The organism is Paenibacillus sp. FSL R5-0475 (genome assembly GCF_038004585.1).
Taxonomy (GTDB): Bacteria; Bacillota; Bacilli; order Paenibacillales; family Paenibacillaceae; genus Paenibacillus_AQ.
In genome coordinates this window covers 720,586-742,472 of sequence record NZ_JBBORK010000001.1, presented here as the reverse complement: position 1 = coordinate 742,472, position 21,887 = coordinate 720,586, and the positions used below count along the sequence as shown (strand labels likewise).

Below are 21,887 nucleotides of genomic sequence, written 5' to 3'. Positions count from 1 at the left end.
CAGATTGTGCTTTCCTTTACAGACGAACATCAGCACCGCTTACCCGGCTTTCGTTGGCCGCTTCGATGAAGCGAATCAACTCTAGAGTTAGGGAAGTTCGTACCGGTGGAGAGTCCCCTCGCGCCATAGCTATAAATTTCTTCAGTAATTGCTGATGTCCTGCGTTGTAATTTGCTCCGAGCGCGTTAATTCCGTTACTCCCCCGTTCACGGTGCAATACGATATAGAAATCTGAGCCGCCTGTACGGTTTCCGCGGATCGTCCCGATTCGCCCGTCCTTCCACTGGCCGACTACCCATTCTTGCGCATCGTTACTGACGGCACGTACCGAATGGCAACCTTCTCCAAGAGCGGCATATAACATCTCAGCAGCGTGTATACCATACCAGAATAACCCCGGTTGTGTCGGCTGAAGATCGAGTGGTCCAGTGCAATCCGCACCTAGAATAGCACCTGCACTTTCATCCTCTAAGAGGGCTGCCAGCGGTCCACCGAAACGTAGCATAGAGCTGGAGAAAAATGGCGTTCCATACCTCTCCGCCAATTCCACAATCACCTTCGCATCTTCAGAAGAAACCGCTAACGGCTTGTCAATGAATACCGGCTTTCCGTAAGGAGCCAGCACCGCAAATTGTTCCTTGTGCACTCTCCCATCTACAGAAGTCAATAGAATCGCATGGGATCTCTCCGCAACTTCTTCTATAGAATCGAGCAATTCAACCCCATAGCGCTCCTGCAATTCCCTGCTAATCGGTCTCACACGTGAATAGCTTAGCTCGAAATCAAGAGAACCCCCCGGATAACCGCAGTGTAACCTGCCACCCGGAATATATAGCGGATGAGATTCATCATTTAGCAGCGCCGCGAAAATCCTGCTATGTGAAGTGTCCATTCCTACCATACCGATCTGCAGCTCTTCCATTTCAACAACACCTCTTATTCGGTTGACAGCCCCATGGAGTGATCCACTTATTTAAGAATTAAACGTTCTTCCCTGAAACGTTCAAGTAGTTCCATGTATTCTTTTCCCACTTGTTCGATGCTGTAAGCAGTTCTAGCTTTCTGTTCTCCCAATGACTTCAAACCTTCCCTCAGACTATTCTGCTCCAGCAGTGCGCTCAATCTGTCCACACACTCCTCTTCATTGCCTGATTCGTATAGGGAAACACTTAACGGACCATCCAATAATTCCGGCAACGCCCCTACACGCGGAACCACTACCGGACACCTGCAGGCCATCGCCTCCAGTACGGTCATCCCAAAAGATTCATTGGTCGTGGTACTAATATATAACCCACCATTCTGCGCAACCGATGAATAATAGCGATGCATCTCATCGTAATCCACTTTGGGAACCCACTTAAAATGCTTAATCCCCTGCTGTTCTACCTTTACCATCAGCTGTTTCTTGATCTCGTCGGGAGCAGTATATCCCCCAACAAGCATAAATTGCAGCTCTGGCATCTTGGCATTCAGCTTTCCAGCAATGTTCAAATAGGACGACCAGTTCTTGTGATCATCCAGTTTACCCACCCACAAAATAGTGGCAGGCTCCTGCTCAATACCCGCTTCATATCGGAACAAATCGGTATCCAGGCAATTATTAATATGATATGCACCCGCTATGCCGATACCGTCCAAATAATCCTTCATGTAAGCGGAGGGAGTGATCACATAGTGAAAAGGCAAACTATCTTTCGTTGCGGCCAACTTCTGTAAGGGTTCGGAATAGGTGGTATGTACCTCATGAATAATAACCTTTCCCTCTTGTACAGGCCCAAGTGCTTCATACAGCTCGTAAGTATCAATAGTAATAATGACATCGAAATCATAGACTTCCATGTAGCTCTTAATCTCTTCAACCGTCCCCAGAATTCGGACATGCTCGTATCCATCAAAAGCGCTTGCCCCGCCGTAATCTTCCAAAAAAGCAAAATGCACTTCCGAGTGGTGCCGCAAAAATTTAAGTCTATTTGCAAGTTGAGTGGTTACCCCACCTAGAATACAGAATTTATAAAAATATAAGATTCTCATCATCCCTCACCCTTCGCCAAGGATAGTGCAGACCTTACTTGTGCATCCGATACAATGCTGTAGTTCTTGCAAAAAATAGATCACCCTCACGGTCCATTGCCAGCAGCCGCGCATCGTCATCCAACACCTCAAGCTCCTCATTCCGCATATTAAACTTGAACAAGCGATTCATCGACACGCCGTACAACATGCCTTCCTTATAAAGCAGTTCATTACCACTGCGCCAAAAATGAGTCACTACATTCCAGTCCATGGGGAACAATGAGTAAGTCTTTATAGTTTGCTTCAGCTGTGGATCGAACCGAAATAACTTACCTGCCGTCAAACCCCAAAGATACCCTGCATCATCTAGAACCAAAGCAGAAATAGCCCTTTCCCCTTGCACAGGTACGCCTTCCCATACTTTGCAGCGCTTCTGCATATCCCAAATCATTAGAGACGCATCTGCACGCTGAGGAGCAATTCCAAGTCCACCCCAAACGGACCCTCCAGCGAACAACAGCTGATCACTAATCGCCAAGGAAACAACACTCTGCTGCGACAAAAGATTTCTAAACACCTCACGCGCACCACTCGCAGGATTGTACAGCGTCAATGCTCCTCCATGTCGACCATAAGAAGGAACCGTTCCAATTGCCAGCTCTTCTCCTGTCCAAGCCCAAGCAAAAGGGCGGTCCTGCTCCTCTTCCTGCAAGGAAAATAGCAGCTCTGGATTCTCTCCCGGCTTCCAGTCTTCGTCTGGATCATACTTAAAAATATTCGCCCGCGGGTAAACGCCTAGATATAAACAACCACTTCCAGCTATCATACCTTCCGTCTGACCAATCCCACGATAAGAAATGATCTCGTCGGTTACCTTATCGAATCTGGCCAGCCCACCTGCGAAATACCCTCCGATGTAGAGAGTATCATCAGGTCCGTAGGTCATGGACTGCAAATGGACCGATTGACCTTGCAGACCGAAGTCCATCACCATATGTCGATCCGTCGTTGGATCGTAAATCCAGCAACTCCCGTCCCTGTATACACCGGTTAAACAGCGCTTTTTCCTATTTAGAGCATGGTTATTCAGCCAGCCATAATCACCTGCCGGCTCCGGCATTGCTAGCGAAGTAACGAACAGACTTCCAGTTCGGATATCATAACGCTGCAAATAGTCATCTTTAATGAAGTACACATTTCCCAGCTCATCCGGCGGCGAAACACTAAGGCCACTCACATAATCCAAAGTGTCGCCCCATTCCTGCAGTTCCAGATCATAAATATACAACCGTGCAGAAGGTGTGATTCGAGCAAAAAGCTTGCCCTGAACGATGTTCAAGTCATAAACCAGTTGCTCGCCTTTACATTCATCTGGTAGCCTGATTTCCGAGCGTTCTCCCGTCTCCGTATCTAGTACAACAATATGCGGGGTTTGTGTACCAACTCCCACATAGAGCTTACCGTTCCACGCTTCCATAGAACGCGCATACTGTTCTCCAGCTACCATAGCACCGTAATCCCTAAACACTCCTGTCACTGGGTCATACTGGAACACTTTCCCCCCAGGATAACATCCCCCATAGATCCTGCCTTGCGTATCTGCTGCCAACCGCCACGTATAGAATTCACCGGGAATCATCTCACCCAGGTTCTCCACACCATTCTCATGAGTGTACCTGTACAAAATGCCACTTCCCCCGATATACACTCCGCTGGTTGTTAAGACTACACCCCAGCAATGATCCGAGCCTTCCAGCGCATAACGTTCCACTGCTTGTTCACCGCTCGGGTCTAGAACAAATAAGATACAAGGACTTCCGGAAGAAACAGCGTAGATCCGGTCTGCCCCTTGCCATGTTCCATAAGCTGAGGCCCAAACCGCCAGACCGTTCAGTGGTTCACCGATCCGCAGCGCCTTCATCTGCTCCCGCCTTCTTTCGTCAGCTGTTCCTTCACCTTCGTTTCACATCCAGAGACTGCTGCAGGATAAGCTAAGACCGCTCCCAACAGATCCACGGGGTCCTCTGCATAACGCCGAAAGGCTTCTTCACAGCGTTCGACCGGGAATATCGCGCTAATCAACGGCTTCACCTGAATGTCCCCTTCAGAGATTAACCGAATATATTCAGCCATATTACGACCTTCCGTCCATCGCACGTAGCCGTAAGGATAGTCGATCCCCTTCCGCTCATAGATAGGATCATATCGTCCGGGACCTCCGGCTCTAGAAATCAGCACTTGGGCTTCCTTACCGAACATCAGATCACGAGAGAAATCAGGCTTAACATCTCCAACCAACAGTACCTTGCCGCGATCCCGTACCCACTCTAGCGCTTGATCAATAAGGTCTCCGGTTTTACCGCCGGCGCATACAATGACTGCATCTGCTCCCATGCCCTCCGTCAGGTTAGCAAGATGTTCCTTAACCTTCTCCGGGCAAGTAGCAATATGTCTAATTCCAAGGCGCTCAGCCATCTCACAGCGCTCTGTAAGCAAATCATAGACGATCACTCGGCATCCTGCCGCCTTAGCAATCTGAGCAATCAACTGCCCAAGAATTCCGGCACCGATCAGAACAAGAGTCTCCCCAAACTGCGGTGCAACCTGCCTTACTGCATGTACTGCAATGGCTCCAAGTCCTACTGTTGATGCTTCCTCCGAACTAACATGGTCAGGAATGGGCACCATCAGATGCTGAGGCATTAGCAGCCATTCTGCATGCTTTGCATAAGGTCCGCCGTAACAAGCTACACGAAGACCCTCTGGCCAGTGTTCCATTCCTTTCCCACGTGTTCGGATTACACCCGCTGCACTGTATCCAAGTACAATTTGTTGCGTACGGTGCAGGCCATTCATCATTATTTCCGTTCCGGGGCTAATCGCCGAATATTCAGTCTGGACTAGTACAAATCCATCTTCAATGACTGGTGTCAGAACATCCGACATGCGAATCTGTCCTTCCTGAGATATTACCGCCTTCATATGTCTTCTCCTCCCGACTGCTTCAGAAACGATTCCGTCACATGCAGCATCTTTTCTATCGCTGTTACTCCTTCAACGCACCGATCATTACGCCTTTTACAAAATATTTCTGCAAAAATGGATAGATCATTAGAATGGGAACGGTAGCAATGATAATCGTAGCGAATTTAATAGATTCACTAATACGAAACACCTCATCTTGGGTAACGCCGGCCAGCATATTTTGCGCAGAGGATTGAATCAGGATTTCCCTCAATATCAATTGAAGCGGGAACAAATTCCGATCCTGTAAATAAATCATGGCCGAGAACCAACTGTTCCAGTGGCCTACCGCATAGAAGAGGGTCATCACCGCTAGAACCGGCATGGAGAGCGGAAGTACGATCCGCAGTAAAATTCTGAAATCGTGGGCGCCGTCTATCTTGGCAGACTCTATCAAACTATCAGGGATAGACTGAAAAAAGGTCCGCATCACTATCAAATTGAAGGCACTAACCGCTCCAGGCAACAGCAGCGCCCACCGCGTATCATACAAGCCAAGCTCACGGACATTCAGATACGCAGGAATTAGACCACCACTGAAAAACATCGTGAACACTATGAAAGCCATAATGACATTTCTCCCCTCCAGATTCTTTCTGGACAGAGGATAAGCACCAAGTGTAGTTAGTACCAGATTAATTAACGTACCGACAATTACATATAAGAAAGTATTTCCGTAAGCCGTCCATACTCGCGTATCCTCAAATACCAGCTTGTAAGCATCCAGATTAAAGCCGATCGGAAAGAAGCTTACCTTCCCCGCAGCAATAGCATGAGCATCGCTGAATGAGGAGACCAGCACGTACCACATCGGGTACAGGAACAGGAAAGAACACAAGATTAGAAACAGCACATTGCAGCTGTCGAAAATGATTTCACCCATACTGCGTTTCACAACCATTGTCTACCCTCCTAAAAATCGTACAAAACTCGTATCGGAAGCTTATGCTCACCATAGGCTGCTTTCAGTTGTTTTCCGGCTGATACGGTTGGCTAGAACGAGTAATGTGAAGTTAATTATGGAATTGAATAATCCTACCGCGGCAGAAAAACTGTAATTCGCTTCCATCACACCTCGTCTATAAACAAATGTTGAAATAACATCCGCAGTGACGTACGTTCCAGGATTGTAAAGCAATATAATTTTGTCCCAGCCCACATTCAGCAGGGTACCCACATTCAGAATCAAGAGGATTAACACCGTAGGCAAAATCCCAGGCAGCGTTATATTCGTTAGCTGCTTCCATCGTCCTGCACCATCTACAACTGCAGCCTCGTACAGGCTCGGATTGATGCCAGATAACGCTGCTAAGTAGATAATTGAGTTCCAGCCCAGGCTCTGCCACATACCAGAACCCACATAGATCGTTCGAAACCATTCCGGCAGAATCAGGAACTGAATAGGCTCCGAGATCAGACCGATGCCAAGCAACAGGCTATTAATAATGCCTCCGGGCTTGGTGAAATCAATAATCATCCCGCAGATAACGATCAGCGAAATAAAATGCGGCAAATAAGACACGGTCTGCAGAAAGGACTTCAGCTTCTTGAGCCGCAGCTCATTGAGCAGCAAAGCAAAAGCAAGTGAAGCAGGAAAAATGAAGATGAGTGAGTAGAAACTCATTAAGAAGGTATTTTTAAGCAGTCTGAGAAAATAATAGCTTTCGAAAAACTTTTCGAAATTCTTGAAGCCCACCCAAGGACTATCCGTGATCCCCAAGTAGGGGTTGAAATTCTTAAAGGCAATGATCGCCCCATACATCGGCTTGTATTCAAAAATCAGAAAATACAAAACCGTAGGAAGGAGCATGAGATAAAGATAGCGATTGGAGGCTATCCGCTTCCAGGGAATCGGACTCCTCTTGACCGGAAGCTTCCTGCTTTCAACTTTAGCGACTTTTACAGGTACAGCCATATAGTTCTCCTCTCCCGGACACTGGCGTTAGTCATAGCTGTCATGTGGCGAGCGGTCACAAAGCACTCTCTGAACCGCTCGGCCCACGACAACCTCCTCACAAGCTGAATCATTTCCCTTTAAATCGCTCGTATGCAACCTGATACTCTTTTAACACATCGTTAATTCCCATCTTCTCAAGTTGCTTCATTACTTTGTCATAGTCCTCAATCTTTTGGCGCCCCATGATCATGGCATTGATTGTTTCGGCTACATAGGTCTGAATATCGGCCATCAAAGGAACAACTACATCGTTTTCCTCTGTTGTGAATTGGACTGGAGGCAACTTGCTATCAAAATCGATATAGTCACTATATAACTCGAGCGGATTCTCCGTTTGCCCATTAGCTTCTCGGATTTGTTCAGCATATCTGGTATCCGCTACTGTAGCCCAGCTTCCGCCCCCGATCGTATGGTTCAGCAGCTCTTGCGTATTCGTGAGGCCATTGGTCGGATGAGTTACTTCTTTCTTATAAATCGGTTCTCCGTTTACCAGATCATATGACTTGCCTTCAACCCCAAAGTTGTTCAGCAGAATGCCTTCTTCTGAGTATTGATAATCCAGCCATTTCATCACTTCCTCAGGATGTTCCGTCCGCGAGGAAACCGCTAATCCGTGTGCTGCTGCCTGCCAGCGGAAGGAGACATGACGTTGATCACCGTTCGGTCCTTTAGGTGGAATGGCTGGTGCAATTTTGAAGGTTGGATGTTTGCCCTCCATTAGTGTAGTAAAGTTCCCCATGTAGGAGCCAGACCAACCAAACCATGCCCCTGCTACATCGGTAGTCACCTTCTCAGTCAGCGTCTGGAATGTGGTATCTACCAGATAGTTCGGGTCAAGCAATTGTTCATCGTAAAGACGGTGCAGATAGGTTACGACATCCTTGAATTTAGGATCATTCGGGCCATATTTTACTTGGCCATTATCCACGAAGAATCCGTAATCGACGCCAAAGGCAGGCGCGAATAACATCATGATATTTTCCAAGTTGACTGTGACTAGTGGAATTTCATCCTTCTTGCCGTTTCCGTTGGCATCCTGCTCCCTAAAAGCCTTGAGCATGTTATACCAATCTTCGGTAGTTTCCGGCATAGACAGACCAAGCTTATCGATCCAGTCTTTCCGTACTTGCGGGAACATTTGAGTGAGATCCTGTGAATCAAGAACGAGATTAGGCAGGTAAAAAATGTGGCCTTCAGGCGAAGTAATTTGTCCCCGGATATCCGGGTTGTCGTCGAGGATTTTCTTGAAGTTTGGCGCGTTTTTCTCAATTAAATCTTCCAGAGGAAGCAGCGCGCCTTGTGTACCATATTTTCCGGAATCCGTGCCCCATAGATCATTGTAGATAATGTCCGGCAGCTTACCAGATGACATCAATAGGCTAAAGGCTTCCGCACTGGCTTCCGTACTATGCTGAAAGTCAATATGAATGTTAGTGTTCTCTTCCATTTGCTGAAAGGATAATTTCTCATTAAAATTAGTTCCTCTGAAATTGCCGCCGCTGGGTGACCAAAGTGACAGTTCAAGCTTATCTGAAACAATCGGGAGCTGCAGACCACCTACTGTTTTACCTTCCTTAGCGGGAGCTTGCGTAGCCTTCTGAACTTCCGCAGTAGGATCTGCGGTATTGCCCGTCTTAGTATTCGAACCGCCGCAAGCAGATACGAGTGTAACTAATGACAACAGGACAGGCAGCAGCAGAACTAACTTCCTTTTAGCAACATTCATAATTCAACCCCCTATTAATAACTAAAAAATAAGATAATCATTATGATATATTCACTAACATCAATCAGAAGGAATCAACGATACATGAATAAATTTTTAAATGAGTCATCACTCTGAAAATTACCTTTTATAGGGGATATCCTCCTTTCAACTGCCTCTTTTCTACTTTAATTAGACGAAAACATCTGTTTTGACTTCTTTTTGATTTACATTTCAGAGTATCAGATCTATTATTTCACTAATCTGATATATATCTGATGTATTTCATTATATTTTCCAGCCTACATGATGTCAATATAATAATAAGAAATACTCTAATAAGTGTGATCTTATATAACATGTACCTGTCGCAAAATGTTGAAATCCCTCAAATTTAATAGAAAACGCTTACAAAATTATTCGCATTTAACTACTTTAAATAAACCATCTCTGATCTCATACAGATTAGGCACAATATACAACTTCTGCTTGCTTTATTTAAAAAAATGCGTAATAATGGCCCACCAGCACCATTATCACGCTTTACTGATATTCTAAAGAGACAGGCTTCGCAGAAAAACACCTTTTAGACCTTCTGATCGGCAGCAGCATCCTGTTCCGAGATTAAGAGACTCAATTCCTCATGAAGCGTTTCCTCATCAATCATCTTAGACCAATAAGCGTTCAACAATTTACGAAAGCTTTTTAGAACGGCTATGGGAAGTCCTAAATCTTTAAGGTAGGAGAAGGTCGGAAATAATTCTCTGTACATCAGATATCTCGAAGGACGATTCAAATGATCCGCCGTACTCATCTCAGCGATCCGCTTTCGAGCTGGAATACTTACTGTGCGTTCCCGAATAATTTTCTGCGCTTCTACGGAAGCAAGGAAGTTAACGAATTGACGAGCCGCTTCCTTTTGTCTCGAATTTCCGACCACAGCTGCTCCGATCGTGACCAGTAATGTCTTCTGCGGATCTTTTGTTTTCAGCCTAGGTAACGGTGCAAGATCATAATCCAGCGTTAACGCCTTGAATTCATTTAAATTAAAAAAGGTCGTCAGAATCATAGAAACTTGTTCTTGGACAAACAAAGAAATCGTCTCATCTTCATGATTGCCAGCAAGATATTTAGGGAAAATCTGATGGTTGTTCACGAGCCTACTATATACACTGAGACTATTTGCCGTCTCCGGACTAAGTGTGCGGTGCTCGGTCCCGTCTGCCACGGTTTGAATCCCGCTCTGCAGCAGGAATACAGAATAACGGTTCTCGGAAGCAGGCACAAAATAAATAGCATGGCGTCCACGTTTCTCTGCCAACTGACGAGCCGCCTCAATCAAGTCATCCCAGGTCCAATAGCTATCCGGCTCAGGAAGATCCGCTTCCCGAAAATGAGCCTTGTTGTAGCACAGCACCACGGGGGAGAAGGAAATCGGATAAGCATACAACTGTTCTTCATGATAGAAAGCTTCAGTCGCGATTGGATATAATTCAGGATCAGGATCAAGCGATTCCAGCAGCTCAGCCGAGCCATTTTCAGCCATTTCCTGAAATTGCGTGCTATTCAGCGATACGGCATCAAGCATCCCATTATTGATCATCTCTACGGCAGAATTCACATGGTCAAAATCATTTAGCGCCAGCGGAAGAATATGAATACCGGGATGCAGTCGATGAAATTCACCAATTAGATCATCCAGCAGAAAGTCCTTGGACAGCGAGGCACTGCAGCCAAAATGAATACGGATTCTCTCCTGCACGGACTCCATAACCTTGCTTCCGACACGGTCGATTTTGACGATAAGGCCTTCTTGGACTAATACATCCAGCCCTCTTCTGACAGATTTATTGCTTAACTCAAACTGCTTGGCTAGCATACTCTCTGCTGGCAGATACGCACCTGGTTGTAGCACTCCACTTAGGATATCCGTACGAATCTTACCCACCATATGATCCAGTCGCTCTCGGAAGGAATGACGACCTGATTTATTATTCATGTACAATTCTCCCCGAAAAATTCAAATTTACATCATCTCCCTCTTATTTTGCGTCAACTCTGAATTGAAGTCAAATGGAAATTCCAGCAAATGCCATAAGAAAAGCCACCTGATTAGAGGTGGCAAACTTCCAAATTATCTATACGTAGGAGATTTCGCTATGCTAATTGTGTAATAACGAGATGAGCTGAAACAGATCTTGTTCCTCCAGCAAGAGGAGTAATAGTAAGTGCGGTGGAATTGCCAGCAGGATTCCGAACTGTCAGTATGGTGTTAATGACCGTTGTTTGCACTATAGCCATTTCTACGATTTCTGATGTACCTGTCGCACGTCCAACTACCGTATAGGCCAGATCTGCGCCATTAAGAGTCAAGATGAGTTGGCCTGCTTCGGTTACACTAACCTGAAACAACACCTGATAAGTCCCTATTGCCGCTAAATTAAAAGAACTAGGGCCCGTTCGTGCAATCGTCGTCCCGCTGGTAGGGCCATTTTGAGGAAAACTCACGTCTGTACCCGGTGCTACAGTTGCTGCATTATCAGGGGGCATCAGGGCAAAAAAATCAGCAAAACCCAATACTCCTCCTGCTGCTCCGGTCGCTCCGGTTGCTCCTGCGACTCCTGTCGCACCGGTTGCTCCGGCCGCTCCTGGTGCCCCGGTTGCTCCTGCTGCTCCGGCTGCTCCGGCTGCTCCTGGTGCTCCTGGTGCTCCGGTTGCTCCTGCTGCTCCGGCTGCTCCTGGCGCTCCTGGTGCTCCTGCCGCTCCAGTTGCTCCGGTTGCTCCCGCTACCCCTGGCGCTCCGGCTGCTCCTGGTGCTCCGGTTGCTCCTGCCGCTCCGGGTGCTCCTGGCGCTCCGGTTGCTCCCACTGCCCCCGGTACCCCAGGTGCTCCAGTCGATCCGGTTGCTCCTACAAAACCTTGTGGTCCTATTGCTCCTGCAGGACCAGGTAAACCTTGCGATCCCTGAGGACCTACGACTCCTTGTGCACCCGGCACTCCTTGCGCACCCTGAGGACCAACGGGTCCCGCTACACCCTGTGGACCCATTGCTCCCGCTGGCCCAGGTTGACCTTGCGGTCCTTGGGGTCCTGGGGGCCCACCGGCGGGACCTTGCGGTCCTTCTGCTCCTTGAATTCCTCGTGCTCCTTGGGGTCCTGGTACTCCTTGGGCCCCTTGTACTCCTTGGATTCCTTGAGCTCCTTGAGGTCCCGTAGCACCAACGACTGTTGGAGTGGTAACATTCACTTCGGGCGGAGGACATGTGACTTGTACAATCTTCTTAATAACTTTTCGACGATGTTCTTTTCTTTTTCTTTTCGAAGGATATACAGTGGCGATTTTTTTCTTATGACATTTTTTATCGTCTGGACAACTCAATACGTACACCTCCCTATAAAGATAGTTCAGTGTACGCATCTTATTAATTTTAGTCATGGACCAATAACTAGTTTTCGCTAGACTGGAATCTATATCCAGAAAAAAGGGCTATAATTATAGGGTGCCGCCCTTGAGCATACTACAATGTCCACACCAACTTGGATTGCTTTTCGTATTTTATTACTAGGACAACTGACACTTCCCTATTAGACCCATATCTATGATTTGGGTCTTTTTTTATTTTTACAAATCATCCCTCAAACTCAGTTTATATCGCTTAATTCGCTTTCTGATTTCATAAAAACAGCCCCCAAATCCTGGGGGCTTCTAACTATTAATTATTATATTTTATCAGCAGGCTTACGAATCGCATTGCCCACCTTCACAAGAATATCAGACATCGAAGTCTCATCATTTACATCATAATCATCAATGTTCAAACGAAGCACTGGGCAAGCTGTAAACTCATTGATCCATTTCGAATATCTGCCATGCATATGCTCCCAGTAGGAAACATCCGTTTGAATTTCCATCTCGCGGCCACGTTCATTAATTCGGGTCAGGATGGAAGGCAGGCTGCCTTCAATATAAATCAGCACATCAGGGTGCGGGAAGTACGGCGTCATAACCATAGCTTCATACAAGCTGGTGTAGGTTTCATAGTCTGTTTTGGACATCGTACCTTGATCCGCATGCATTTTCGCAAAAATACCGGTATCTTCATAGATGGAACGGTCCTGAACAAAACCACCGCCGAGTTCGAACATCTTCTTCTGCTCTTTGAAACGTTCAGCAAGAAAATAGATTTGCAAGTGAAAGCTCCATCTCTCAAAATCATGATAGAACTTTTCGAGATAAGGATTGTGATCGACCTGCTCTAGCGAGGTTTGAAAATTAAGTCTTTTGGCCAAGGCGCCTGTTAAAGTGGATTTCCCCACCCCGACAGTTCCAGCCACGGTAATTATGGCATTTTCCGGGATATGATATGAATTCATTTCATTAGCTCCTTTATATAAGAGACAATTTCAGTGAAGTGTTCTGGATTCTCCACGAAATCGACTGCATTTCCATCAATGGTAATAATAACGGTCGAAGGCTCCTGAATCGCAAGAGCGGCCATCGCGTCATCATAATCTTTAATTAATTGCTCCAAATACGCAGTATCCATCCCCTCTTCAAAGGGCCGCCCACGTTTTTCAATTCTGGTTAATAACGTATCTAAATTGGCCTTAATATAGAGGATAATATTTGGCTTTGGCAGGTCATCCGTAAGCACATGATAAATTTGCCGATACTTTTCACGTTTCGTTCCATTCAGCGTTCGTTCTCCAAAGATCAGGTTCTTATAAATATGGTAATCCGAAATGACCGGGATCCCTTTATCTATGTATTGTGTAACGGTATCTTCAAGCTGTTTATACCGATTACAGAGAAAAAACATCTCCAGTTGAAAGCTCCAATCGTCCATGTTCTCATAAAATTTAGCTAGAAACGGATTCTCATCGACAATCTCTTTAATGATCGGTAAATTTAACTCCTCTGCTAGCATAGACGCTAATGTTGTTTTTCCAGCCCCGATTGGGCCTTCCACTGCAATAAACGGTGCATGTCTCATTGACGCTGACTTCCTCCTCAGATACGAACCTTTCAATAGCTAATCAAGCATAAACGCCTTCGGCGTCTTTATAAGGACGGTAAGTGTGTATGCGAGAAATATAAGGATAAAGTATAGTGTGAAACTTATACTTTCTTTATTTAAAACAGACTAAATTATTGTATCACATGAGACCTTTCTTGTGAGCGGGTAAATATGAAGAAACTTTTCCAGTAGTTCTAGCGTCTAAATGTAAGATAATGGATTATATCGTGAACATATCAAATTTATCTAATAAGAAAAAGAGAGGTATTCCTATGAAAAAAAAATGGATCAGCATGGTTAGTGCTCTTCTAGTATTAAGCCTCGCCTGTAACGTAAGCGCAGCTGCAGCTGCAGAGAACACAACCACGACATCCAACCTCACTTCGTATGGCGCGGATTATCTGACCAAAACAGATGGTTCCTTCTGGGTATGGGGAGGTAATCGCTCCGTCCCTACGCAACTCCATGACCTGAATGAGGTACAAGCATACTTTGGTTCCCAATATGTAATGAAGAAAGACCTTTCGGTCTGGCAATGGAGAACATCGGCATACTCTGAAGCTGTTAAAGTGACCCCCGTTCAAGAGCTAGACAATCTGGTCGATATGTTCATGACCGGAAATAGAACGATAGCCCTTAAAGGAGACGGGACGATTCTAAGCGCCCCCCTTTCATCCGATGGACTTACTACCTCCGCGTTCACACCGGTTTCCGGCGTCGATAACGTGGCTGCTGTGGGCGGTTACTATGAGTCTGATCTTCATAAGAGCTGGACACGTTACGTGTTCTTAAAGAAAGACGGAACTGTTTCTACTACACGCGATGACTTCGAAAGCTTCGAAACCATCCAGAATTTAACGGATATTATTCAAATCAAAAACAATCTTGCACTTAAGAAGGACGGCTCCATATGGAGTTGGCCAGTCCAAGATTATTACAAGAACCAGGGAGCTCCAATAGATCTATCTGCGACTCCTCTCAAGGGAATCAGTAATATTAAAAGTTTAAAAGGAAATCAGAACAGCCTATTAGCCATTGATGGGTCCTCTCAATTATGGTTCTGGGGCGCTACCATTACAGGTTCCTCAGACGGAACAACCTATCATGAACAACCACCGATTCTTCTAAAAGGGATCATGAATGTAGTTGATGCTTACATCGTAGAACGCTCTATTGTTGCGTTAACCGGGGAAGGAAACGTCTATCAAACTTCTATTGAAAACGAAATGATGCCCGCAGATTCAAAATTCACACTTCTCGAAAAAGAAGTAAGCAGCCTAAAGAAAGGCGGACGACATCTCATCATGCAAAAGAAAGACGGCTCACTCTGGGGCTGGGGCGTCAATAAGGACGCACAGCTAGGCTATGGCGACTATGAATTCAGCCATAACGGGCCCATTCCAGTGCAAAAGCCTATTTCGATCTCCTTAAACGGAGAATCTATCCCACTCTCAAATGGAGTTATTACTCGAAACGGGCAAAATTTCGTCCCGCTTCGATCGCTGTTCGAAAAATTAGGTGCCACAATTACCTATAAAGAGAACATTACAGCTGCGAAAACAATAGATAAACAAATTATGATCACACGAACCGCTACAGATAAACCGGCTCTCGCCATCAGTATTAACGGTGTAACTGGAGCGACAATGGTGAACAATAAAACCGTAAATCTTCCTACACTACCTTTCATCGTAAACGGTTCGATGTATCTGCCACTTCGCTTTATAAGTGAACAACTCGGAGCAAAGGTTGAATGGCTCCCACAGGAAGAGCGCATCGCCATCACGATGCAATAAGGAATAATCAAAAAAAGGTGTCCCATCACGGGACACCTTTTTATTAATCTTAAGATAAACGTTCGCTGAAATCTTCGAAAGCGAACTGTTTGATTACTTTGATTCCCTCTTCTTCATTGTAACTAACAATAGAAGGCAGATTCACACCGTTAAACATATGATTCTTCACCATGGAATAATGGGCCATATCAAGGAATACGAGTCTGTCGCCGTATTTCAAAGGCTCCTTGAAGGAATAATCTCCGATAACGTCTCCCGCTAGGCAAGTCATTCCACCTAATCTGTACGTATAAGGATATTCACCAGGTTGTCCAGCATCGATAATGTTCGGACGGTACGGCATAGCCAGTACGTCCGGCATGTGGCACTCTGCTGAGGTATCGAGAATCGCAATGTCCATTCCGTTATGCATCACATCGAGAACGGTAGCTACCAGATATCCGGTATTGAGAGCTACTGCCTCTCCCGGCTCCAGATAGATTTCCACACCGTAAGTCTCTTTCATGTGTAGAATACACTTGACCAGGGTCTCCAGATCATAATCAGGGCGTGTAATATGATGACCACCACCGAAATTAAGCCATTTCATTCCTTTGAGATAAGGTCCGAACTTCTCTTCGACTACCTTGAGCGTACGCTCAAGTGTATCCGAATTCTGTTCGCACATGGTATGGAAGTGTAATCCATCAATGCCCTCAAGCTCTTCCGGTCTGAAGTTAGGGAGTGTTACTCCCATTCTGGAATAATTGTAGCACGGATCATACAGCGGAACTTCGATCTCGGAATATTCCGGATTCACTCGAATGCCGCAGCTGATGTGCTTCGGTGCATTCTTAACGCGATCCTTGAATCGATTCCACTGGTCAAAAGAATTGAACACAATGTGATCGGAGTATCCAAGGAGCTCATCAAACTCACTATCTATATAAGCTGGTGCGTACACATGAACCTCTTTACCCATCTTTTCATAGCCAAGTCTGGCTTCGAACAAGGAGCTTGAGGTTACACCATGCAAGTACTTCCCAACTAACGGATACAAGGAATGCATGGAGAAGCCTTTTTGCGCGAGCAAAATCTTCGCTCCAGTGCGTTCCTGTACAGAATTCATAATCTCAAGATTACGTGTAAGCAATCTTTCATCTACAAGGTAACATGGTGACGGGACCGCGCTGATATCTATATCCATTATCGCGCCTTAGTCTAACAGCGTTGGCGAGAAATCTTCTTGCCAAGGCAGACCATGTTTATTTAAAGCTTCCATGAATGGATCTGGATCGAACTCTTCAACGTTGAATACGCCCGGCTTCTTCCAGATACCTTTTAAAATTAACATCGCTCCGATCATTGCAGGAACGCCTGTAGTGTAGGAAATGGCTTGGGAGCCAACCTCTGCATAGCACTCTTCATGATCGCAAACATTGTATACATAATAAGTTTTTGGCTTTCCGTCTTTAGTTCCTTGGATGATACATCCAATGTTCGTTTTGCCTTTTGTTCTTGGTCCCAAGGAAGCTGGGTCCGGTAAAATAGCCTTCAAGAATTGCAGAGGAACGATCTCTTTTCCTTCATACATGATAGGCTCGATAGAAGTCATGCCCACATTCTCAAGCACTTTCAAGTGAGTCAGGTAATTCTGCGAGAAGGTCATCCAGAAACGGATCTTCTTTACACCCTTGATGTTAACGGCCAAAGACTCTAATTCTTCATGATACAAAAGATAAATATCTTTTGGTCCAATTTCCGGAAGATCGTATACTTTTTTCTCCGAAAGCGGTGCAGTTTCAATCCACTCGCCATTCTCGAAATAGCGGCCATTGGCTGTAATTTCACGAATATTGATTTCAGGATTAAAGTTTGTTGCAAATGGATATCCGTGATCACCAGCATTGGCGTCTACAATATCAATGGTATGAATCTCATCAAAATAGTGCTTTTGAGCGTAAGCTGTGAACACGCCCGTTACACCTGGATCAAATCCACTACCAAGCAACGCGGTAAGGCCTGCTTTTTCGAATCTTTCTTTGTAAGCCCACTGCCAGGAGTATTCAAATTTCGCTGTATCTTGTGGTTCATAGTTGGCAGTATCCACATAGTGCACTCCTGTTGCCAGGCATGCATCCATGATTGTCAGGTCCTGATATGGGAGAGCGACATTAATAACGACATCCGGCTCAAAGCTCTTGATCAGTTCAATGACTTCGTCCGTATTATCTGCATCGAGCTGAGCAGTAGAAATCTTCGTGCGGCCTCCGGCTAATTTATCTTTCAGAGCGTCACATTTCGCGACAGTTCTGCTAGCTATGCAGATCTCTTCAAATACATCCGGGTTCTGGCAGCATTTGTGAACAACAACACTGGAAACACCGCCAGCGCCAATAATTAACGCTTTTCCCAAAATAAAAACCTCCTAAAATTCCATTTGCAAAATCAACAAGGCTGATTATACATAATATTTTTGAATAAATCAATAAAAACCGACAAAAAATGATGTTTATTGTGTAAAATCTTCAAGGATTCTTGTTAATACTCTTAAATGCTCATATTTCCTCGATTATCCACCTATATATCTAATGAAAATCGCTGGAATGGAGTAATTTTCCGGAAACTAGGACAACTAGATTATTCTATCACAATAGGGGGCTACTTCATACGATTTATTTTAGGTTCAATGAGAAACCTCACCATCCTTTCAATTCCGCGTAAAGACGTTCAGTTTCAGTGGCATCCTTATTGTTGTAGAGCACATATACATCTGGCAATTTAATCACAATATACGGCGGAGAATTTTTCACAAGATAGACCTTACTTTTTCCAAATCCGTCAAACTTAAAGTTTCCAATGGCTACTGTATCCGTCGCAACGCCATTTGTTCTTCGGCCTCTTGGTAAGCTGTCCACAAGCGTCAGTTCTTGCACATCCTTCATGGCAAAGCTGTAATTGTACATCGGATATTCAATCGAGACCCTTCCATTTGTATCTGTAGTTAAGGTAGGTGTTGAGAAATCAGTCTGAACGCCCATCCAACCCGTCCCGATCAACAGCAATGCAACGAATACAAAGGCCGTAATATATACTCTTACCCGTTTTTGTCCCAATATTAATCGTAGTACCAATCCCAAGACGCTTCGGAACCATAACAGAGCGATCATTGGGGTTATTATACGTTGTCCCATTAATCCAATATTCATCATCATCCGTGTAAAGTATCTCATGACCACCTTTTAGCAGCGCAGCTTCAAGTTGTTTCAATTTATTATGTACATAAAAAATACCTGTCACCGGAATAACGGAGAAAAAGAGGATCCCCAAACTCCATACTATAGATGAAGCCGCTCCATTTAAGGATAAGGAATACACTGAAATTACGGCGATACAGCTATTGATGATCGCCATGCCAAACTATAGTAAGGACCAGTATCTGCGATTAGCCTGGTTAAGCAGGATATTAGTCTCGCTGTTATGCGTGTAAACTTTAGGCTTCATTCGATTAAAGGAGATAGCAATAATACAGAAAAATACGGTCAACCCTAACGCTATGCCACCAGCCATTCGAAGAATTTCAATACTATCCTCCGGAACTGGAATCATAAAAGATAACGCAGCAATCAGTGCAGGGATTATGTACCAGTATAAAGAAAGACTCATTTTCTTTTTTAGCAGAGATAGCTTGGTATCCATTCGAACCATTCGCTTCTCTCCCACGAACCACTCATTTTCCCGTTTCAGTTCTACCGCTGCACGATGTGCCTTAAGGAATGGAATTCGAAGCAGAAGCATCATTCCACACGTCCAAACATAAAAAAAGATCAGTGTGAAAGAGAGATAGGAGCTTAAGAACAAGATAGGAATCAAAGCCAGAACTGATAGGAGTCCATATTTTTTATACCTCTTCTCAGTTGAAATTTGCAGTTCGCGCAGACGTTCATCCTCAAGAGCAAACACCGGCAGACTAACCCCAAACCACAGATTATCCTTCAGCTTCAAAGTACTCATATACGTAAAAAACAAAATAACTAAAATAAATATAGCTATACAAAAGAAGACGATAGCCATCTGAGTGTCCCCCTAGTCCGTGATAGATGTAGACTTAAACGATACGGATGAAAAGATTCCGGCACACATTTGCATAAACTCCTCCCGCCCAATCCCTTTTACACTTGCCTCCGAGATGACTAACCGTAGTTCATTTTCCAGCTTCTCCTTAAACTCTGGCTGTCCATTCCCTATCGGAGCAACTGTAGCACCATGCCTGCGATCTATCGATATGAAGCCTTCATTCTTCAAAATCGCGTACGCTTTGTTCACGGTCATTGCATTTATCCCTAAATCTTCAGCCATTTGGCGCACCGTCGGTAATTTCTCCCCATCCGCCAGTTCACCTGAGCCTATTCCAATCACGATCTCATTACGAAGCTGTACATAGATTGGCGTATCACTGTTAAAATCAAGCGTAATAATCATATTATCCATCCATTCAAAAAAAGTATTATTTGTATCAGTTATACTAATACAAATAATACTTAATGTCAAAATACTCCTATTTAATTGGAATGGATTTGAACAGCATAAGCTTCGGCATCCCATTCTACCTTAGCGCCTAACATTTCACTCACCAGTCTTAAAGGTACATATACACTATCATTAATAAAGACTGGCTTTTGATCTGTGGCTATTACTTTTCCATTCACTGTCGTTTGTCCATTAACCGAATTTAAGATCAGCGCAGTAGATTTAGATTCCTTCACGGCAATAACTGATCTCGATGGAACGTCCCAACGTACATCCACTCCCATATGCTGAAATATTCCTCTTAAAGGAACGTAAGTAGAATTGTTGAGCAGTAAAGGAGGCATGGTCAGATCCATTTTACTATTGTTCAACAGGACCTCTATCGATTTCTTCACTGGCTGAGGCGTGTCAATCATAAAATCTCTAACCCCCAACCCAGTCTGTCCAAATTCATTCGTCCCCCATGCAAGAACATGACCGTCTTTTAAGAGCACATAATGATTTCTGTTCCCGCTGGTAATCGAAACTGCATTTTGAATACCACTAATCTGTTTAACATTCATCTTATTCTTATCGCCAACTGTCCACTGCCATACGGTTCCATCGGATTTTACTGCAGAGTCCGTTGTCATCGATACGACATCAGTGAGTCCTGGAATCTGAATCGGCTGTAAAGTTCCACCCGGATTCATATCTGTGTAATTATTCCATAACCAAACGGTACCATCCCATCTCAAAGCTACTCCATTCCACCCATCAGTATCAACAGCTCTATACTCCCCGCCGCCTATAAGTAGGGTAGGCTTTAGAACCGCATCCTTTTTAATGCCTCTAGTTTTAGATGAGCCCCATACCCACACCTCTCCGCCGTTTCCAAGTGCCACTGAATTATTCGATCCTGCAGCTATAGCTAAAATGGAGGGTAGTCCTTTCACCTGCACCGGTGTTAGCCCGTTTTTCCCCGAATTATCACCGAGTTCTCCTTGCTCATTGCCTCCCCACGCCCATACCGTTCCGTCTTTTCGAAGCGCTAAGCTATGTGTGTCTCCTGCTGAAACAGAAATCACATCCGTTAGCCCCTTCACTTGAACCGGCTCTACAAGGACTGTCGAGGACTGCGCTCCAGTGCCAAGTTGTCCATGTTCGTTCCCCCCTACTGCCCACACTGTTCCATCGTCTTTCAACATCAAATTATGACGGTAGCCACCTGAAACTTGCTTAACATGATCCATGCGCATTTTGACTGGAGTATACGCTGGCGTGGTTGCCCCATTACCAATAGAACCGTATCCACCACCCCAAGCCCAGGCTGTTCCATCCGCAGTGATGGCATAAGCGCTCCTATCCCCCGCATCCAGCCCTGTGATGCCAGACAATAACTTCTTTTCATCCGGGAAATTCACAACACTGTCCGCTTTTACTATTAATGGTGAGGCTGTAGCTAGGATAATAGCTGCCCCAACAACTACAATACCTATTCGTCTTATCTGAATTTTAATGCTTGGAATTTGTCTCGCCACTTAAGATCACTCCTTTTAGAATCGGTAGGGTCAAACTGTTGATCTGCAACAATAGAGACCCCCACTGTATTCAATCTTCTTATATAGACTGTGGAATATTATGTAAAGTTGCGAGAAGCTGTAATTTTTTAAATCAATTTATACTCATTTAACCTGTAGTTTAGGATTGAAGCTGATTTTAACTGTTTATATGGCATAAATCGCTTGTTGCTGCGCTCTAGGTCTCTCGTCCGTCTTTTGACACACTAAAACTTCAAGAGCATAATAAGCATCGGCATATTGCAACGGATTCCCACAACATACAGAGTTATGCAGGATTTTAGTTTGTTTTGCACCAGAGAGG

At 44.9% G+C, this 21,887-nt stretch carries 19 protein-coding genes; 1 reads left to right on the top strand and 18 read right to left on the bottom strand.

Annotated features, from left to right (window positions below):
• Positions 1-16: 16 nt before the first annotated feature.
• From MKX41_RS02965 to MKX41_RS02915, 11 genes are all read right to left on the bottom strand, one after another.
• On the bottom strand, positions 17-922 hold the full coding sequence (locus tag MKX41_RS02965) for a Gfo/Idh/MocA family protein (RefSeq protein WP_340968613.1): 906 nt from the start codon (positions 920-922) through the stop codon (positions 17-19).
• A gap of 47 nt (positions 923-969) precedes the next feature.
• Complete coding sequence (locus MKX41_RS02960) at positions 970-2,037, bottom strand: glycosyltransferase family 4 protein (protein ID WP_340968611.1); 1,068 nt, start codon at positions 2,035-2,037, stop codon at positions 970-972.
• A 31-nt stretch (positions 2,038-2,068) separates the two neighbouring features.
• Entirely contained in the window at positions 2,069-3,937 is a 1,869-nt protein-coding gene (locus MKX41_RS02955; protein WP_340968608.1) for a WD40 repeat domain-containing protein, read from the bottom strand.
• Positions 3,934-4,998, bottom strand: coding sequence for a zinc-dependent alcohol dehydrogenase (locus tag MKX41_RS02950; RefSeq protein WP_340968606.1), 1,065 nt, complete (start codon positions 4,996-4,998; stop codon positions 3,934-3,936). Before MKX41_RS02950 ends, MKX41_RS02955 begins: the two co-directional genes overlap by 4 nt.
• Positions 4,999-5,062: 64 nt before the next feature.
• Entirely contained in the window at positions 5,063-5,941 is an 879-nt protein-coding gene (locus tag MKX41_RS02945) for a carbohydrate ABC transporter permease (RefSeq protein WP_339270138.1), read from the bottom strand.
• Positions 5,942-5,989: 48 nt separating this feature from the next.
• Positions 5,990-6,955: an ABC transporter permease gene (locus MKX41_RS02940; protein ID WP_081951079.1), complete on the bottom strand. Its 966-nt coding sequence runs from the start codon at positions 6,953-6,955 to the stop codon at positions 5,990-5,992.
• A gap of 109 nt (positions 6,956-7,064) precedes the next feature.
• On the bottom strand, positions 7,065-8,723 hold the full coding sequence (locus tag MKX41_RS02935) for an extracellular solute-binding protein (RefSeq protein WP_042186709.1): 1,659 nt from the start codon (positions 8,721-8,723) through the stop codon (positions 7,065-7,067).
• A 565-nt stretch (positions 8,724-9,288) separates the two neighbouring features.
• On the bottom strand, positions 9,289-10,701 hold the full coding sequence (locus MKX41_RS02930) for an extracellular solute-binding protein (RefSeq protein WP_340968604.1): 1,413 nt from the start codon (positions 10,699-10,701) through the stop codon (positions 9,289-9,291).
• Positions 10,702-10,859: 158 nt separating this feature from the next.
• A complete protein-coding gene (locus MKX41_RS02925; protein WP_076298588.1) occupies positions 10,860-12,080 on the bottom strand; it encodes a collagen-like protein in 1,221 nt (406 codons plus the stop codon).
• 341 nt (positions 12,081-12,421) lie between these two features.
• On the bottom strand, positions 12,422-13,075 hold the full coding sequence (locus MKX41_RS02920) for a deoxynucleoside kinase (protein WP_042186705.1): 654 nt from the start codon (positions 13,073-13,075) through the stop codon (positions 12,422-12,424).
• The gene (locus MKX41_RS02915) at positions 13,072-13,695 is read right to left on the bottom strand and encodes a deoxynucleoside kinase (protein WP_042186703.1); all 624 of its coding nucleotides are present in this window, start codon (positions 13,693-13,695) and stop codon (positions 13,072-13,074) included. Before MKX41_RS02915 ends, MKX41_RS02920 begins: the two co-directional genes overlap by 4 nt.
• A gap of 296 nt (positions 13,696-13,991) precedes the next feature.
• On the opposite strand from MKX41_RS02915, the gene MKX41_RS02910 reads away from it, so the two are divergent.
• Entirely contained in the window at positions 13,992-15,515 is a 1,524-nt protein-coding gene (locus MKX41_RS02910) for a stalk domain-containing protein (RefSeq protein ID WP_340968601.1), read from the top strand.
• Positions 15,516-15,564: 49 nt separating this feature from the next.
• Here the strand turns inward: MKX41_RS02910 and nspC are convergent, their stop codons facing one another.
• The 7 genes from nspC to MKX41_RS02880 form a co-directional block, all read right to left on the bottom strand.
• A complete protein-coding gene (gene nspC, locus MKX41_RS02905) occupies positions 15,565-16,701 on the bottom strand; it encodes a carboxynorspermidine decarboxylase (protein WP_340968599.1) in 1,137 nt (378 codons plus the stop codon).
• Positions 16,702-16,710: 9 nt separating this feature from the next.
• Positions 16,711-17,910 carry a saccharopine dehydrogenase family protein gene (locus tag MKX41_RS02900; RefSeq protein WP_340968597.1) on the bottom strand — a complete coding sequence of 400 codons (1,200 nt, stop codon included), beginning with the start codon at positions 17,908-17,910 and terminating at the stop codon, positions 16,711-16,713.
• A gap of 283 nt (positions 17,911-18,193) precedes the next feature.
• The gene (locus tag MKX41_RS32275) at positions 18,194-18,535 is read right to left on the bottom strand and encodes a PH domain-containing protein (RefSeq protein WP_445671303.1); all 342 of its coding nucleotides are present in this window, start codon (positions 18,533-18,535) and stop codon (positions 18,194-18,196) included.
• A complete protein-coding gene (locus tag MKX41_RS32270; RefSeq protein ID WP_445671339.1) occupies positions 18,519-18,650 on the bottom strand; it encodes a DUF5808 domain-containing protein in 132 nt (43 codons plus the stop codon). Before MKX41_RS32270 ends, MKX41_RS32275 begins: the two co-directional genes overlap by 17 nt.
• Positions 18,651-18,914: 264 nt before the next feature.
• Positions 18,915-19,568: a hypothetical protein gene (locus MKX41_RS02890; protein WP_340968593.1), complete on the bottom strand. Its 654-nt coding sequence runs from the start codon at positions 19,566-19,568 to the stop codon at positions 18,915-18,917.
• Between the two features lie 12 nt (positions 19,569-19,580).
• Positions 19,581-19,976 carry a GntR family transcriptional regulator gene (locus MKX41_RS02885; RefSeq protein ID WP_340968592.1) on the bottom strand — a complete coding sequence of 132 codons (396 nt, stop codon included), beginning with the start codon at positions 19,974-19,976 and terminating at the stop codon, positions 19,581-19,583.
• An 80-nt stretch (positions 19,977-20,056) separates the two neighbouring features.
• Positions 20,057-21,544, bottom strand: a complete 1,488-nt coding sequence (locus MKX41_RS02880) for a stalk domain-containing protein (RefSeq protein ID WP_340968590.1) — start codon at positions 21,542-21,544, stop codon at positions 20,057-20,059.
• Positions 21,545-21,887 lie beyond the last annotated feature (343 nt).